We start from the raw sequence: 15,943 nt of genomic DNA, 5'->3' as shown, positions 1-15,943 counted from the left end.
TCACATCTCCAGCAGGATCTGCGCCAGCGGTCGAGTGCACATATGCAGCGGGTTGGACTGGGCCTCACCAGATACGCCCTTGTTGAAGGGCAGCGGCTCAATCTTGCTGTAGTACGGAATCCCTTGAGTATTGACCGTTTCCATGTAGTCGGCCGGCGCAAAGGACGAGATGTACAAGTCAGGGACACCTTCGGGAATCAGCAGCGCTTTGTCGTCGTGGATGAATGAAACACCCGCGATCTTGCCGCGATAGCGTTCCCAGACGATCCCACCGAACTCAAAGCTTTCACGCCCATCACCGCGCAACTCGGCAGCTTGCTGAGTGTTGAGGTACGTTTCTTTGAGAGACTTGTGAACGATCAGCTTATTCCAGAAGTTTTTCCCGCAAAGCGCGCGTGCGCCGTTGCTGGTGACACTACCCAGAGCTTCCTCTTGCATATCGAGCGCTTCGCCAGCGCGGACCCGAAGTTCCGTATCCGGGTTGCCAAGCCCCATGGACATTTTTTTGCGATTGACGCCAAACGTTTTGTAGAGATCCAGCAACACCGTCTTACCGTCGGCGTCCAGCACTTGACCGTTCAAAGCCCCCATGCGTTGAAATTCGTGAGTAGCGTCCAATTGGCGACGCGCTTTCGCCAGGCGCTTGTTAACCACATCCTGCACAGCTTGCAACTCACTGCGGGTGCCGAAGGCGCGGATGCCCTGGATCTCATCGGCCTTGATGGTGAAGCGTTCCGGCAGGTGCACGGTGTTGAAAGGGATAAGCGTACGCTTGGTGCCACCGACCACCAGGCCCGAGGTGCCGCGCTCACCGGCAGGCACCAGGGCCAGGGTGTCGCCATCCTTCTCGATCTGAACGGTGATCGTGCTGATGCCCTCTTCACGGAACAGGCCCAAGCTACTGATGCGGCCCGGCAGGTATTCCTGTTCATTGATTGCAGCGGTCAACGAGGAGACGCTGAACGCATCGTCTTCAAAAATGGCGATATCGGCCATGGGGTACTCTCCAGAAACGAAAAATCCCGCACTCGGCGGGATGGATAAACATGGTGAGCGTCTTAGCGGACGATCACGGAATGGGCGGCCAAAGCCTTTTCGGCAGCGGGGTCGAGGCCAGTCAAATGAGCTTCGCTGACCTCGGCCAGCCGCACGACAGCGCGACCGCGACGGACAACATCAGACTGCCCCAGCGGACCGTAGAGGATCGCGATAGCGTTTTCAGTGCCGTCTTCAGCAGTTGGCTGATACGGCCCGAACTCACCAGTGGCAGTGATCAATCCCAGGATCTGGCCCGGTTCCAGCGCCGGTCCGGCTGCGACATTGATCGCCTCGCGGGAAATGGTGCCAGCGCCTTCGGACAGCAGGAATTCGCCCGCGTGCATCGATTCGATTTTCATGCTCTTGCTCCTTTCGAGGTTCCGTTCTGTGATGCCTGGCGAGCCGCCCAGACTGCATGGGTATCGACCTGTTTGGCCTTGATCGTTGGAGCTGGATCATTGTCCAGCGGCAAACTGTTGTTGATTTCAAACCCACCGCCGCTGCCCACCAGCTTGTCGAACAGGCGCGCCCTAACGGCCGCCTCGTCCAAACCTGCGCTGATAAACTCGCCGGTCAGCTCTGGCAACCGAGCAGCTACACACAGGCCATGCAGCGCTTTGGCCTTAGTTAGCGCCGCCTGGACTATCGCCTCGCTTTCCAGCTTCGTCGTCGCGAGTATCGGGTCCACCAGGTTGCTGATACCTGCCGCTGCACATCCCTGAGTGACCAGCAGCGCCAGTTTGGCCGCGTCCAGCACGGGGGCCGGATCGGGTTCCGGCGGTTCAACTTCCGGTTCTTCGTTCAGTTGGGCGAGCAGCTCGGGCGGGGCATTCTGGAAGCGCTGCAACACGCTGCCCTGGCCGAGACAGGCGCTGACCTTGAGGCCGTCGCCGACTTCATCGGCCAGGCCCAGCGCCACCGCCTCATTGGCAGTGAGCCAGGTTTCGGCGTTGACCATGCGCCGCAGCTCGGCTTCGTCGATGTCCGGCGCCTTGGCTTTGTAGGCCGCGATGATCGCTTCCAAGGTCTGATCCAGGACATCGGCGACACGGCGGAAGTCTTCGGCATCGCCACCGGTGAAGGTGTACGGGTTGTGAATCATCAGCATGGCATTGGCGGCAATCACCACCCGATGCGCGCCGCACACCGCAACACTGGCCGCGCTGGCCGCCAGGGCATCAATGCGGCCAGTACAGCGCTCACCCAGGCGCGAGAGCGCGTTGTGGATCGCCAGACCATCGAACAGATCACCGCCGATGCTGTTGAACGCAACGATCACCGGCGACACGCCGTCATCCATGGCGCGCAGATCCTGCACGAACTGATTGGCGGTGACTCCCCAGGCGCCGATCTCGCCGTAGACGAAGATCTCGATATTGCGCTGCTCGGCTTCGCCGCTGGCCTGGAGCGTGTACCAGCTTTTATCGGCGACCGTTACCTGCTTGCCCGCCTTGTCATAAACGCGGGGCTTTGTCTTTTTGCTCATGGTTGTTCCTTGTCATCGATCACCTCGATGGCTTCAAGAGTCGTGTAGTTGAGGCCAAGATTGGTGGCCCTAACGAGGTCGGCGGCGTTTTCCGTGTCGACCGTTTCCGCGTCGTAACCGGTGCGCAGCACCATCTCGCTGCGTGAGGCAAAGCCTGCTTGCACTTCCATGCGCCTCGCCTGTACGTCCTGCACCGGCTGGATGTAGGCCCAACCTTGCGGTACCCAACGGGTGCGCAGGTATTCGCGTCGACGTTGCGCGTAGTCGTCCAGCACCAGGGCGCCGGATAGCACGGCCATATCCATCCAGGCGGAGCGCACTGGGCGACAAAGTTGATGCACGTAGACGCCAAATTGCAGTTGCTCCAGGCGTCGGCGAAACTCGTTGAGCACGACCCGCAACGCCCGGTCATTGACCTCGCGCATGTCGCCGGTGAGGATCTCGTAGGGCGTGCCCGAACCCGCCGCCGCAGCCATCAGCTGCTGCCGCATGAAGTCCGGGTAGTTGTTGCCAGCGTCCGGTGGAGTGGAGAACTCCACCTCTTCACCTGGCCCCAGTTCCTGCATGGTGCCGGGTTCAAGGGCGACCATCGGCGTGAATCCGTCGCGGTCGGTAGTCAGCAACTGCCCCGTCACCGGATCGCGTGGTTGCTGCCCGCTGTCCGGTGCCGGTCGCTTGATGAAACCAGCAAATAGGTTCGCTACTTCCTGGCGGAACAGAACCGCGTCGTCGTAGTTGTCGAGGCTGCGCAGGCGCTTCAACACCGGCGCCAGACGCGGTACGCCGCGCAACTGCCCCGGCTCCATCGGTTCGAATATATGCAGCACCTGCGCCGCCGGCACACGCACCAGCTGGTTGTAACCAGCGTTCAACGACGATGAGTCACGTGGGTGCGACAGATACATCCAATACGCCACGCGCTTGCCGGCCGGGTTGAACTCGATCCCGGCGCGGATGACGTTGCCGTTTTTGGCGGTCTCGAACTTGTCGTGGGGGACAAACTCAGGGGCCAGCGCCTGCAGCTGCAGCGGTACCGCCAAGCCTTCACTCGGGCTGCGGGGCCGCAATCGCACAAAGCATTCACCGGCCGTTTCAACGGTGCGCGCCACCAGAGCCTGCATGCCGTAGAAGTCGGTCAGCTCATCGGCGTCAGCCTCATCCACCCAGTCATCCCACAGCTGCTGCTTGAGCTTGCGCAGTGCCGCGTCATCCGTGGTCGGCCTGGGCGTGATGCCGGTGCCGATCAGGTTGCTGACGCGCTTGTCGATGACGTTGAACGCGTACGGGTCATTGCGCACCGCCGCCCGCGAACGTGCCCGTAGGTTGCGCAGCGCCGGGGTGTTGATGCTGTTGATGCCGTTGTCGGTGGCTTCCCAACTGGCCGAACGTCGGCCCTCACCGGCGCCTTCGTAACTGGCCTTGATGTTCGACGGCAGCAAGAATCCATTACGGGTCAGCGTCGGATAATGTCGGGCCATTAGAGTCCCTTGCCTCCGTGAGTGAGCCGAACCACGCGAGAGCGCGGTCCGGCGGCGTTGGTCAGCGACGTGCGGATCTCGTCGCGCGCCTTGAGCAGTTCGTCGATGGAGCGGTACTCCACCGTGCGGTCGCTGTAGCGCACGGTCTTTTCACCGCGCGCAATGGCGCGCTCGATGGCTTCGAGGTGCTTCGGGGTAAACGACATATCAGCGTCTCTTCAGGTAACCGCTGGTGGAGCTGCGGCGTTGAGGGGGTGCAGCGGGGCGCGGTTGGGCGACAGGTGCAGCAGGTGGCGGTGCGGGTAGCGACTGACGCGCCGCTACTGGTGTCGGTATTTCGTCAGCGTCAACGCGCTCGCCCTGCACGGGCTTGACACCCAACACATCGTCGAACAAACCGGACTGAGCCAGCGCTTGCCGCACCCGTTCCCATTCGTGTTCCTGGTACCGGTTGATACCGAGGTAATGCGCCATCGACAGGCAATACACCATAAGGTCGAGCGCCTCGTTGCGCTCAGCCTTGCCCTTGACCCACTCGATACGCTTGTAGCCTTTGACGTATCGGGCGACCTTGCGCTCTGCCACGCACTGGGCGAAGAACTCGTCCGGCAAGTCGTTGGCAAAGTGCAGCGAGCCAGGGCCGTCCTCGAAGGCGTAGCGGTTGTAGATCCAGTCCTTGGCAGTGTCGGTACCGACAAACCACAACTCGGCTCCGCCGCGTTCGGTTTGGCCCTTCCAAGTCACGTCGACCATAGAAGGCCGCTGAGCAATCACCGGTCTTCCGGGCTTGCTCGCGCCCTTGATCGCGAAGATGTTTCGCCAGCGCCGCACACGGCAGAACTGATACACCTCATCGGTGTGGTGACCGCCAGAGTCGACGCCCGTCGCCAGGATCGCCAGCGCGACACCGCAGGGATGCCGGTAGCGAACCTTGAGCTTTTCGTCCAACACAGCCCAAGTGCGCTCATCGGCTGGATCGCCCCAGATCACCTGGTGGTCGACCACCCACCGTTCCATGCCGACACCGAAGCCCATCACCATCAGTTCCAGGCGGTTGGCCTGGACGTCGACGGCGCCGGTCAGCATCAGCACGCCCACCGGCATGCTGCCGAGGGTGTAGGTCTCCAGCCGTGCCCGAGCGACCAGCACTTCGGCCTTAGTCTGCTCTTGCGCGCTGTCCCAGACCTTGGCGAGTCGGGTGTTGTAGAACACCTGCATCAGGCCCATGTCACCCTTGGCCTGGGCCTTCTTGGCGTCTTCGAACTCCTCGGCAAGCGAGGCCCAGTCCTTCCAACCAATCGGCGAGTAGAGGGCATTCAGGTGGAAACCCACCGTCTTGCCATCGCCGCTGCCATGGGCACGCCACTCGCCACGGGCGAGCATGTCGGTCTTGTGATGCTCCTCGATCAGGACGTCACATTCAGGCGCGGCGCACTGGTAGTGAACCGTGCGGTAGTCCTTGCTATAGAGCAGCCGCTCCCACTCCAGCACCTGCATATGCCCGCATGAAGGGCACGGCACGTAGTAGTAACGCTGGTCGCTGGACTCGAACAGGTCCGCGATCCGCGAGGCGCCCTTGATCGTCGGCGAGCTAGAAAAGTAGATCTTGGCATTGCGCCCGAAGTTGGTCGCCCGCGTCTCTGCCAGCACGATGGGATCACCCTCCTGGCCGACGTCATTCTCCCATCGGTCGACCTCATCACCGTAGATGTAGCGTGCCGACAATTCGGAAAGGTTTGCAGCCGAACCCGCTGTGGTGACGTACAAGGCGCCGCCCTCAAACTCCTTTGTATCCATGGTGTTGCGGGCATCCCGCGAGCGGCTGGCCGCTACTCGCTTCGCCAGTTCTGGGGTCGCCTTGATCGTCTTGCTGATCCGTCCGGACACCCGCTTGGACAGACTCAGACTGGGCAACAGCGCCAGGATGTTGGACGGTGCCATGTGGATCAGTCCGCCCATCCAGTTCAAGGCGATCTGGGTTTTCATCAGCTGCGAGGCCACCATGGTGATGACTCGCCGGCAAGGGTGAGCCGGTGACAGGCAGCGCATGGGTTCGCGAGCGTACGGCGTCCGATCCGTGCGGTACTGGCCGGGTTCAGGGGCGCCGGTATCTCGCGGGATGCGCATGTACTCGTCGGCCCACTCGTCGATCCAGAGGTCTGGGTCGGGTCGCAGCCCACGGAAATACGCCTCACGGTACGCACGGTCACCGTCAGGAAATTCCGTGGTCATAGGTCAGCTCGTTGTCATTGCTCGTTCAAGGTCGGACGAGGACATGCGCTCAGCCTCTTCCAGTGATTTACGAAGTGTGGCCGCCAGGTGTTTCTCGATGTCCCAGGGATCGGTCATGGCTGCCACCTTGTGGGAAAGCTGGGGGAGCAAGCCGAACAACTGGTCACGCAGATGGCGCCCCGCGTTATAGGCCCCCAGCTCAACCGCATCCCTGGCAACCAGCGAGCCCTGCGCCTTGTGCAGCTCGATCTCGGCCAGTTGCGCCAGGTTGTGTTCGCGCATGGCGCGAGCCTTCTGGAAGTCGTGACCCTTGGCGGTAATGGGCTGCGGCGGCGCAGCCGTGTTAGTCGGCTCGACCTGGGTGGACAGTTGACTGTAAACGTCACGCTGGATCCGGCCCTGCTGGTGTCGAGCAGCAACGGCGACCTTGCTGGGGTCGGCGGTTTCGAGGATCAGCGCTTCGGTTGCCAGCACATCCACCATCTTGCCGTCAGGCGACAGCACCAGGCGGTTGTTACCTTTGAGCCAAGTGATGTAGCTCGGCGTCCTGCCGATGCGAGCCGCGAAAGCGCTTTTAGACAGAAAGAGTGGATCCGTCATAAGCCCTCCTTTTCAACGGCTTTTCAATGGAAACCTTTCAATTTCAATGGATTGAATTTCAGTAAGCTGGCAGCCCATCCGCTAACGCTTTCCCGCGGGTTTCATGCCCCGTGTCCGTCGGATGCCTCCAGGGTCCCCGGCGATTTTCGGCGCCCCGAAACGGTGCATCATCCCTGCTCCCCACAGGCGGAGGCGCTTCGTCGACACCAGCACGCGTGAAGGTCCGGGGTTCACAAAGCCGAGTGCTTACGCAAATTCCCGGAGTGCCTCTTGCAGGCGTCTGGCTTTGACGATGGCCTCAGCATTACTTTCGCGCTCAGCCTCAACCGATAGGGCTACCTCTTCAATACGGCCAGCCAACGCCTTCATGCGCTTGCTGAACTCTTCCGAAAGACTCACCACCTCACCAGACAGTGCCGCCAGCACATCCAATGCGCCCTCAGGCTTCTTGATCGAAATAATGGTCTGCTTGGCTCCCTGAGTCACGACTTGCTCCTTCTTTGGTTTTGGGGTGGCGGCATCACGCTGAAACTTTCCGGCTACTGGCTCGCGGATAAGACCGGCGTCTTTGAGCTCGCCAAGAGCACGGCGTATTGCAGGGGCTGTGGCACCAGTGGCTTTTGCTGCCTGAACGGCGGCGTAGATAGCGGGAACGCTCCAGCTCGTTTGGATCGGTACATAACCAAAGATTTTTTGAGCAATAGAAGATTGCCCTGCAAGCATCTGCTGCTGCCTGGATACATTCATTTCTGGAGACCTGCTTAATAAGTGGCTGGGGTGGGAGCTATTCAGAGCGATTCGATTCGGCGGACACTTCGCTGACGCCCAGCCGCTTGGCGACCCAGCGTTCGTAAAGGCCGATGGCGACATCGGCGCCGGCCATCGCGGTCAGGCAACCCAAAGCGCCTGCCGTCCAGATCGACATGCCGGCGGCAATCATCAACATCATCGCGGTCACACCGCAGGCAATACAGGCACCAGATCGCAACGCGAGGCGGCGTAACAATGCCCAGCCCCGCGCCCCGTCCTTATCGGCTCGCCACATCTCCCCCGAAACACCGCCGACCAGGGCCAGAACGATCACTAACCAGATCGGCATCTCTGCCAGCGCTTGCTGCTCATTTGTCATGTTGTGCCTCAAGTGAAGGAGTGTGCCGAACACAAAAAAGAAAACCCCGCCGGGGGGGCAGGGTTTCAGTGTCATGACAAACGCCAGGACGGAGTGCACAGCACGTGCTCGGGGAGCGCCAAGGCGCAAATTCCATATCGTGGGGACTTTTTACCCCGCTCCGGAAAAACCGAAAAGGGGTGTTTTTCGGTTGATACGCTCGACGCACCTTTGACGCACGTTGACGCAACTTTGAGGCAAACCATCCAGACGAACGGCAGTCAGCAAGATCTGACGCGGGCTACAGCGGAAGCCCGGGTTAAGTCAGTAACCGGCGACTTCACTCGCTTGTTCCGTGCCCGACCTGGCGCACTGCGTACAGTCAAGATCACCTGTACCTGCTGATGCAAAGCGTGGACCCAGTTCCTATACGTCCGATCCGCATCATCTCCCAAGCCCAACAATGGCAACTGAGAGCGTACAGACCACGCAGGCCGAGGCAGATAGCGATTACGCGCCAGTTTAGCGAGCAACGCCCCTTTTTCGGACTGCCGCTCCAGCTCCGCGAGGGCAGCCGCGACCTCCGATGCTGCGTGATCCATCCCACCACCTGTTGCCATCATCAAGTCGCGAGATCCCGGAGTGCCGCGAGGGGCAGAGCCGCCCCATTCCATAATTGTCGCCATCGGGCTACCAAGACCGCCGCCGTCACCTACCTGGTTGAACTGGTTACCCCAATGCTGCATCAGTTCTTCGATTTCTTCGATCATCGCCCCGCTCCCCCGGTCAAAATCCAACCCGACACAAAAAACGCCATACCCAACACAAACCCAACACACCTAAAACCCTTTAAATTCAATAGTTTTAAATCAAATGTGTTGAGTGTGTTGGGTGTGTTGGGTTTAACGGTTCTCGCATAAGAAAAAAATCTTGCCGCCATGGATTCAAATAACGTCGCCCATGCGCGTGCGCGACGCCAAACCCAACACACCCAACACACAAGGCAGAAAGCCGCGAAATAGAAGGCTTGAAATTGTGTTGGGCATCTAAAACCAACCCAACACATACCCGACACACCCAACACACTTTTAGACGGACTCATGCTGCAGCCGCCTTAATGTGGTCCCAGTTGTCGACGCTCCATCCCGCCAGGCGCGCCGCAGCCCGCCAAGCAACCACCGCTTTGCCCAGGTCGGCCGAGCTGAGTGATGGGGGCAGGGAAGCCTGCTCATCGCGGGGAAAGAAGAACGCCGCGAACTTGCGATTGCTGCCATCGGTCCAGGGGATGGCGCGGGTCTTGTCCACCTCCGAGCTGATGAACAACGAGAACTTCGTCTGACTCATCACATGCTCTTTGTTGCGGTGGCACCACTCCAGGAACATCGCATAGAGGTCGGTGGACAAACAGGCACCCCACATATCACGCCCAAGCTCGCCGTATTGCCAGAGGAACAGGAAAGTCTGCCAGCTGGCTCGACTCAACGACACCAGCCGCTCACGCGCATCAGTGCTGGGCGGCCTTGTGCGCTGGTCGAAGTCACCCAGCTCAACGGACAGCAACCACGCATAAAGCGCCGCCACACCACCGCTCTCCAGCTCCCGGCCAACGGCCTTCTGGCGCTCCACCGGCAAAGTCTCCATCGGCCACAACACCAGCATTCGCCGATCACTCGGCGCGATCGGCCACGGCATAATCTCGTTACTGAGGAACGCGGCGTTCATGTGGTTGGCTTCTTCCCATCCGTTTATGAACTTCGATTCCATGCGCACCGTCTTGCCGGTCACCAGGTGTTTGATCTTGCCCACCTGGTTATAACGCTGATCACGGCTCACGACCTCTTCGAACACCGCCCACAACTTGCGGCTTTGCCAGGCGTTGAAGTTGCTTTCGAGCTGAGTTTGCCCGACCGTGGCCGCGTACTGCCCATAGAGCAAACCGAAGGCATCGGCGAACAGCAGGCTTTTGCCCGAGCCCTCCATCGTCGAGTGAGCCAGGACAGCCGTATCCATCTTCGCGCCCAGGTGCTGCAACGGGTACGCCAACCACTTCACCAACCAATCGCGTGACGACTGGTCGTGGTTGCAAAGGAATGAAATCAACCACCGCAGGTTCTCGCACGCGGCATCATCGCGCGCTGGCTCCATGGGCAGCCCGTCGAACGTGTTGATGTAAACGTTGGGATCCTTGGTCATCGTCGGGTCGAACACGATGTTCTCTACGTCGACGACACGCCGCTCCGGGCTGTTCAACCACATACCGTACATATCACCGAGGGCCATCTTGACCGCGCCTTCGGCAACCCGCCGCTTCTTTTCCCGGTCCCAAACATCCTTGGTACCATCGATGTACACGTACCGTTCAATCGGCTCCAGGTTCAGTGCACCACCCTTCTTGCCAGCCATCTTGCGGGCTTGCTCGATCTCCTTGACCTTGTCATCCGAGATCAGCTTTTTGCTGGTATCGTCGACCCACTGTTTCGCCAATGGCTTGCCGACGCGAGCCTCAAACGCGGTTTTCTTCATCACCCGCGCCTTGTCGAGATCCCACACTTGCGTGGTGCCTTCGACCAGCACGTAACGCCGCAGTACTTGTTCATAGGTCAGCACCTCCCCCGCCCCCCCATCATCAGCAGGAGCGGCCTCACTTGCCGTCGCACTGGAGTCCGGCTCGCTGGCATCCGCCGATGGGGCCGGGGGAAGATCTTGTGTGGCTGGGCGCGACGCATGCTGCATACCCAACATCCGGGCGGCTTCCTTCACCGCCTTCGACTGATCGCCATCGTGGTCCAGCAGGCAAAACACCTCAAACGCGTCATTCTGGTGACCGTTGGCCAACGGATCCGCGCCATGGTGCGAATAGACCTTGCGGTCGGTGACCGTCACACCAGGTAGCCCGGTGCTGCTGTGTGGATACAGCCATTTGTTACCGCGCTTGATGTAATCGTGGGCACGCAACAGCTCTTCCACATCGTGGCATCGGTTGAATTCATCAATCACCGAAGGTTTGCCGTCAGCAGGTGGAGCACGCTTGATAGGTTTCGCGGCGGGCTTCTTCGGTTTCGGTGCCCAAGGGCACGCGGCCTCGGCGTTGCGTTTGAACACATCCCAATTTTGCCAAATGTTCAGCAGCTCGTTGGTAAGCACCGGCAGACCATCTGCAGCATTCGGCGGCGTGCGCCAGGTGTACGACTTGCCAGTGCCTGGGTGAATCGATGGCGGGAACACGTCCTGCACCAGGCCCGCACGAAGTTCAAACACCGTGAAGCGTTTGTATTCATCAGCCTCGGCTTTCGCAGCAGCCTCGCCTGCAGCATTCCCCTGCTCTTTTGCCGCTTTCGCGCGAGCCATCAACCCCTTGTGAATCGACCCATCGGGGTCTTTCTCATTGGGCCAAGAAAGCGAGTGGCGCGTCAGCTCAATGTCATCCGGCATTTTGAACAGCACGCGGAACCGCAAAGGGTTGCCCACGATGGTCGGATAGACCACTGCCATGGCATCTAGATCGAGGCCCATCTGGTCGAACAATACAAACCGCGTCCACTGCACATCGTCCACGTCCAACGAGCAGACACGGCTGGGCCCGAGCACTACGCCCATGTTGTGATTGGGATTGCGTTGCCAGAATGTTTCGGCGGCCGCCGGGTCAGTGATGTAACCACCCGGCTTGTTCCAGCCCATGCCCTTCGGCGCCTTTTCGCCCGGGTCAATTGGGACCAGGGCAAGGTTAAAGGTTTCGATGTAACGGCGAGCCCAGGACGATATCGCTGTGCTGGTGGATTGCTCACTCATCGCCGCCGCTCCCGCAACCCCTGACAACTGACGCAGGTTGCACAACCCTGTATCGCCTGCTGACGAAGCAGCGGGATAGGTTCGTCGCAATCCTCGCAGATTTGCGCGCTGACGGCGTACGTTGGGCGCGGGCGGCGGGCAAGCGCCATTTGCAGGAAGTATTCGGCCTGCTCGTTGGCTACATCGATGATGTCAGACATATCAGCCATGAACGCGCGCCTCCATGGCGTCGCGTGCGCCGGCCATGATGCCGAGCACAGCACGGATCACATCAGCGCCGTGTTTCTCCAGCAACTGGACTTCATGCAGCTCCCAGATGTTGTCCGCAGCACCTTCATGCATGCTCGACACGAACAGGCCAGTCTCGTGCAGCACCTTGCTGACGGCAAGCAACGCCGTCTTGGTAGGCGCCGCCGCCTCAGGTTTGTACCAGACCATACCGGCGGGCCGCATGAGCGCATCCAGGAGCAGAGAATTTCCCGTAAGCCGGATAAGCTCCTCAAGCTCATCAGGATCCAGCCAGCGTTGTTCGAAGTCGTGCTTTACCTTCTTTTGCAGGCTGTCGTAATCCATCACCATGTCGAGCGCCAAGGCGGTCACACCACCTTTGTAATCATGGGCCGCGCGGTAGATGGCTTTGCGAAGTGAAAGAACCGGCGCGGTGGCCGGTAATTGATCTGTTCGACTCATAACCGTAAATACCCCTTTTACGGTCTAGCCATAGAAACGGGCACGCCCTATCCTACGACCACGACCGATGTGCATGTGCTGTGTATCGTCGTAGTCGGGCTGGGGGATTCTTTGGTGAGAGGCCCCAGCTCGACACCTGTTTAAGCCGCTTTGGGCTTGCGTCGAGATCCGATTGGACGAATCTCTACCGCAGAACACGCCCCTTTCTCGTCAACCCGAACACGAATATCCCGAGCCGAGTTGAGCATTTGAGACACAGCGCTTTGCGAAACCCCAATGAGTAAAGCCAGCTCTGGTTGAGTCTTTCCCTCTGCAAATTTCTCCAGAGGGATACCTATTTCGTTAGCCATCCACGTTTCCTCGAATGGGCGTTGCGGCATAGATATTAGTGTTACTTCTTTTAAACAGCAAGAAAAAAGACGCATCACTATTTTGAAAAAATAAGCCTTCCTTATAAATTGGGACGCATGATTATCTCAATCCCACTTGTTGCCGATGACGAGACCCGAAAAGCCGAAGCCATGCGCTTGAAGGCTATTTATCAGGATCGCAAGCGGAAAGACCCATCCATCACCCAGGACAAAATCGCCGATCTCTGCGAGTGGTCTGGACAAAGCGTCGTGAGTCAGTACTTGAATGGCCGCATTCCACTTAACATCGGAGCGCTCATCAAATTTGCCAACGTGCTGGGCTTTTCTCTCGACGAGGTCAGTCCGCGCCTAGCAGGGCTTGCAGAAATGCCTCGCTTAAGGCATCGGGAGGGAGCCTCAGAAAAAACCAGAAACACCGATTGGGAAATACACCCAATCGAGGCTTGGGACGATGACACCCCGCTCGGCCCTGATGAAGTCGAGCTACCATTCTTTAAGGAAGTGGAATTGTCGGCAGGTAAGGGCTCCGAGGTGATGCTTGAAACAAACGGCCGAAAGTTGCGTTTTGGCAAGCGAACGCTGAAGAGAAAGAGCATTGATCCTGCGGCAGCAGGATGCGTACCAGTGACTGGCAACAGTATGGAACCCGTGCTTCCGGACGGCAGCACCGTTGGCGTAGACACTGCGAACACAACCATTCAAGACGGAAAGATGTACGCAATCGATCATGACGGACAGCTCCGCGTGAAGCTCCTTTACCGGCTGCCAGGTTCTGGGCTACGTCTTCGAAGCTATAACACTGAAGAGCATCCAGACGAGCGCTATGAAGGCGACTACGTTCAGCAACACATACGCGTCATCGGGAAGGTGTTCTGGTATTCCGTCATGCTCTGAATCACCTCAATCGAAAAGGCCCCACTGGGGCTTTTTTTTTCGACTACTACTTTTATTTAACTCATTTTATAAGTGATACTGTTGACTTATTAAATCAGTAATACTAATTTTGCACTCGTATCTACCTCTCACCAAAGAGTACGAGCCATGCAAACCACACAGCACAGCAACACCCGCTGCCCGGTCTACCTTCACCCGGCGGCGGCAACCAGCCCCGCCGCCGTAGAACGCATCCAGCGCAGCACTGGCCTTTTGGTCATCGTCAATCTGGGTCGCGCCACTATTGCACGCGCCCCGGCAGCGGTTGCCAGCGATGACCAGGGCCCATGGGGAGGCAACGCAGCATGAAGCCTCTTCTGATTGGCCTCACTGGCAGTGCCCGCTCCGGCAAGTCGACCGCAGCCGAGCACCTGGTTGGCACTTACCTGCTGGAGCACTACGCATTCGCTGATCCGCTCCGCGATGGCCTGATGGCGATCTTCAACCTCGACCCTACCGACTTCGAAGGCGACCGCAAGGAGCAGCCTCTGGCCTGGCTGGAGCGTTCGCCGCGTCAACTGATGCAGTCGATGGGTACCGAGTGGGCACGCAATACCGTGCACCCAGATGTCTGGGTGAAGCTCGCCGAACAGAACCTCGATTACATGACGAAGGCTCTCGGGGCGGTACTCGGCTTCGTTGTCAGCGACGTGCGCTTTGAGAACGAAGCTGACCTCATCAGGCGCCGCGGCGGCACGATCGTTCACATAAGCCGGGCCGACGCCCAGGCCGTGAATCCCCACGTCAGCGAAGCCGGTGTCGCGGGCACCAAGGATGACCTGTTGATGTTCAACAACGGCACTATCGAGGAGTTCTTGCGTTCGCTTGATGAGGTATTCCTCATGATTCGGGAACGGCAGCAACAACCAAAACAGCTGTCTGCCTGAGGTCGCAGCCATGAACCGCACCCTGGATCAAACAGCTGCTTTGCTCGGGCTCAAGCCCCGCGCCTTCCGCACCAGGTTGCGGGAACTCGGCGTGATCAATTCGTCTGGCGATCTGGCCAGCGCGCACCGCGAGCGCGGATACCTGTTCTCCGACCCACGCAGCCGCTGGAATCCAACACTCAGCAACTACACCCACTACTCCGTGGTGATGGTCAAGGAAGCGGGTGTTGAGTGGATCGCCAAGAAGCTGGACATCACCATCACCAAGAAGGACGCAGCAGCATGAAGCCGAACGCCATCAACTCCGCTGTAGGCGCTCTGAAATTGGTGCCGATGTACCTCAACCACCCGACGGTGATCAGCCGCGCCACGCTGATTGGCGCCTCAGCCGAAGCTGTCGCATTGCTGGAGTCATTGCCCTGCGTGTCGGTCGAGTTGGCCGAAGTGTTCCGCTGCGTTGACGCAGTGATAGCAGAAGGTCAGGTCGCCTACGTGACGCCGGTCAAGTGCCCGGAATACCCATACGGCGCCGTCGTCGCAGACGCCCTGGGCAACGTCCTGGCAGCGGCCAAGGGCAAAAGCAAAGAAGGCCTCGCCGAATTAATCCGCCTCAAGCTGGTGCCTCAAAAGGAGGGGCATGGGGAGGAACGCACGTGACCACCACCCTGGAACAACTCCGGCGCCAGTTCGCCACACCGTGCCCAACCTTGACCGCCGTGCGCGAACAGTACTTCACGCACATCCGCACCGACCGCTACCTGCTGAGCGAAATCAAGGCCGGTCGGATTGCGCTGGTGGTCAAGCGGCTGCACTGCTCGGCCCGCGCCAAGCCAGTCGTTTACCTGCACGACCTGGCTGACTACCTCGACGCCCAAGCGACGAAGCAAGCGGCCTGATTCAAACGGTAGCCCCTGCCGACCAGGGGCGACACAGCCAATGAGGCACAGCACATGAGCACCAAAGCACGTCCCTTTATGGACACCCTGCGAGACATCGAGGCCGGCGGCCTGCTGGACGAACTGACAGAGGCACAGCACAGCCTGATCGACGCCATCCGCATGACCGGCAAAGGTGGCGACCTGATCATCAAGCTCACCTACAAGCCCGATGGCGGCGGCCAGATGACTGTGAAGGCAGACGTTAAAGCCAAAGAGCCCGTTCTAGCTCGCGGCACGTCCCTGTTCTTCCTCACACCCGAAGGCAACATCACCCGTCGCGACCCACGCCAGCAGGAAATCCCGCTGCGCAGTGTCGAGGACGAACCCGGCCCTGGAGCTTTGCGCCAGGTCAGCCAATAACACCCACCCCACAAACCTCTCACCAAATCGTCA

At 59.5% G+C, this 15,943-nt stretch carries 20 protein-coding genes; 7 read left to right on the top strand and 13 right to left on the bottom strand.

The window, feature by feature from the left end; translation table 11 throughout:
* The 13 genes from PSH59_RS07225 to PSH59_RS26250 all read right to left on the bottom strand — a co-directional run bounded on the left by PSH59_RS07225 (nucleotide 1) and on the right by PSH59_RS26250 (nucleotide 12,771).
* Nucleotides 1-996 carry a major capsid protein gene (locus tag PSH59_RS07225; RefSeq protein WP_305394660.1) on the bottom strand — a complete coding sequence of 332 codons (996 nt, stop codon included), beginning with the start codon at nucleotides 994-996 and terminating at the stop codon, nucleotides 1-3.
* A 62-nt stretch (nucleotides 997-1,058) separates the two neighbouring features.
* Nucleotides 1,059-1,397: a head decoration protein gene (locus PSH59_RS07220; protein WP_305394659.1), complete on the bottom strand. Its 339-nt coding sequence runs from the start codon at nucleotides 1,395-1,397 to the stop codon at nucleotides 1,059-1,061.
* Nucleotides 1,394-2,524 carry a head maturation protease, ClpP-related gene (locus PSH59_RS07215; protein WP_305394658.1) on the bottom strand — a complete coding sequence of 377 codons (1,131 nt, stop codon included), beginning with the start codon at nucleotides 2,522-2,524 and terminating at the stop codon, nucleotides 1,394-1,396. The genes PSH59_RS07220 and PSH59_RS07215 overlap by 4 nt, the downstream gene beginning before the upstream one ends.
* On the bottom strand, nucleotides 2,521-4,002 hold the full coding sequence (locus tag PSH59_RS07210; RefSeq protein ID WP_305394657.1) for a phage portal protein: 1,482 nt from the start codon (nucleotides 4,000-4,002) through the stop codon (nucleotides 2,521-2,523). Before PSH59_RS07210 ends, PSH59_RS07215 begins: the two co-directional genes overlap by 4 nt.
* On the bottom strand, nucleotides 4,002-4,208 hold the full coding sequence (locus tag PSH59_RS07205) for a phage head-tail joining protein (RefSeq protein WP_048729082.1): 207 nt from the start codon (nucleotides 4,206-4,208) through the stop codon (nucleotides 4,002-4,004). Before PSH59_RS07205 ends, PSH59_RS07210 begins: the two co-directional genes overlap by 1 nt.
* A gap of 1 nt (nucleotide 4,209) precedes the next feature.
* Nucleotides 4,210-6,234 carry a phage terminase large subunit family protein gene (locus PSH59_RS07200; RefSeq protein WP_305394656.1) on the bottom strand — a complete coding sequence of 675 codons (2,025 nt, stop codon included), beginning with the start codon at nucleotides 6,232-6,234 and terminating at the stop codon, nucleotides 4,210-4,212.
* 3 nt (nucleotides 6,235-6,237) lie between these two features.
* A complete protein-coding gene (locus PSH59_RS07195) occupies nucleotides 6,238-6,834 on the bottom strand; it encodes a terminase small subunit (RefSeq protein ID WP_305394655.1) in 597 nt (198 codons plus the stop codon).
* A gap of 246 nt (nucleotides 6,835-7,080) precedes the next feature.
* Nucleotides 7,081-7,581, bottom strand: a complete 501-nt coding sequence (locus PSH59_RS07190; protein WP_305394654.1) for a hypothetical protein — start codon at nucleotides 7,579-7,581, stop codon at nucleotides 7,081-7,083.
* 37 nt (nucleotides 7,582-7,618) lie between these two features.
* On the bottom strand, nucleotides 7,619-7,963 hold the full coding sequence (locus PSH59_RS07185) for a phage holin family protein (protein ID WP_047541828.1): 345 nt from the start codon (nucleotides 7,961-7,963) through the stop codon (nucleotides 7,619-7,621).
* A gap of 1,077 nt (nucleotides 7,964-9,040) precedes the next feature.
* Nucleotides 9,041-11,731 carry a bifunctional DNA primase/polymerase gene (locus tag PSH59_RS07180; RefSeq protein ID WP_305394653.1) on the bottom strand — a complete coding sequence of 897 codons (2,691 nt, stop codon included), beginning with the start codon at nucleotides 11,729-11,731 and terminating at the stop codon, nucleotides 9,041-9,043.
* On the bottom strand, nucleotides 11,728-11,931 hold the full coding sequence (locus tag PSH59_RS07175) for a TraR/DksA C4-type zinc finger protein (protein WP_305395272.1): 204 nt from the start codon (nucleotides 11,929-11,931) through the stop codon (nucleotides 11,728-11,730). The genes PSH59_RS07180 and PSH59_RS07175 overlap by 4 nt, the downstream gene beginning before the upstream one ends.
* Before the next feature lies 1 nt (nucleotide 11,932).
* Nucleotides 11,933-12,421, bottom strand: coding sequence for a phage regulatory CII family protein (locus PSH59_RS07170; RefSeq protein WP_305394652.1), 489 nt, complete (start codon nucleotides 12,419-12,421; stop codon nucleotides 11,933-11,935).
* Between the two features lie 140 nt (nucleotides 12,422-12,561).
* Entirely contained in the window at nucleotides 12,562-12,771 is a 210-nt protein-coding gene (locus PSH59_RS26250; RefSeq protein WP_370694394.1) for a Cro/CI family transcriptional regulator, read from the bottom strand.
* Between the two features lie 117 nt (nucleotides 12,772-12,888).
* On the opposite strand from PSH59_RS26250, the gene PSH59_RS07165 reads away from it, so the two are divergent.
* From PSH59_RS07165 to PSH59_RS07135, 7 genes are all read left to right on the top strand, one after another.
* The gene (locus tag PSH59_RS07165) at nucleotides 12,889-13,686 is read left to right on the top strand and encodes a helix-turn-helix transcriptional regulator (protein WP_305394651.1); all 798 of its coding nucleotides are present in this window, start codon (nucleotides 12,889-12,891) and stop codon (nucleotides 13,684-13,686) included.
* Between the two features lie 147 nt (nucleotides 13,687-13,833).
* Nucleotides 13,834-14,034, top strand: a complete 201-nt coding sequence (locus PSH59_RS07160) for a hypothetical protein (RefSeq protein WP_305394650.1) — start codon at nucleotides 13,834-13,836, stop codon at nucleotides 14,032-14,034.
* A complete protein-coding gene (locus PSH59_RS07155) occupies nucleotides 14,031-14,612 on the top strand; it encodes a deoxynucleotide monophosphate kinase (RefSeq protein WP_305394649.1) in 582 nt (193 codons plus the stop codon). The genes PSH59_RS07160 and PSH59_RS07155 overlap by 4 nt, the downstream gene beginning before the upstream one ends.
* Nucleotides 14,613-14,622: 10 nt before the next feature.
* On the top strand, nucleotides 14,623-14,898 hold the full coding sequence (locus tag PSH59_RS07150) for a hypothetical protein (RefSeq protein WP_305394648.1): 276 nt from the start codon (nucleotides 14,623-14,625) through the stop codon (nucleotides 14,896-14,898).
* Nucleotides 14,895-15,269: a hypothetical protein gene (locus tag PSH59_RS07145; protein ID WP_305394647.1), complete on the top strand. Its 375-nt coding sequence runs from the start codon at nucleotides 14,895-14,897 to the stop codon at nucleotides 15,267-15,269. The genes PSH59_RS07150 and PSH59_RS07145 overlap by 4 nt, the downstream gene beginning before the upstream one ends.
* The gene (locus PSH59_RS07140) at nucleotides 15,266-15,508 is read left to right on the top strand and encodes a pyocin activator PrtN family protein (protein WP_032888577.1); all 243 of its coding nucleotides are present in this window, start codon (nucleotides 15,266-15,268) and stop codon (nucleotides 15,506-15,508) included. Before PSH59_RS07145 ends, PSH59_RS07140 begins: the two co-directional genes overlap by 4 nt.
* A gap of 54 nt (nucleotides 15,509-15,562) precedes the next feature.
* Nucleotides 15,563-15,910, top strand: coding sequence for a hypothetical protein (locus PSH59_RS07135; RefSeq protein WP_305394646.1), 348 nt, complete (start codon nucleotides 15,563-15,565; stop codon nucleotides 15,908-15,910).
* The last annotated feature ends 33 nt before the right edge of the window (nucleotides 15,911-15,943 follow it).

The organism is Pseudomonas sp. FP2309 (assembly GCF_030687575.1).
Classification (GTDB): Bacteria; Pseudomonadota; Gammaproteobacteria; order Pseudomonadales; family Pseudomonadaceae; genus Aquipseudomonas.
Note: the sequence above shows the minus strand (reverse complement) of the source record. Positions and strands in the feature narration are given on the sequence as shown.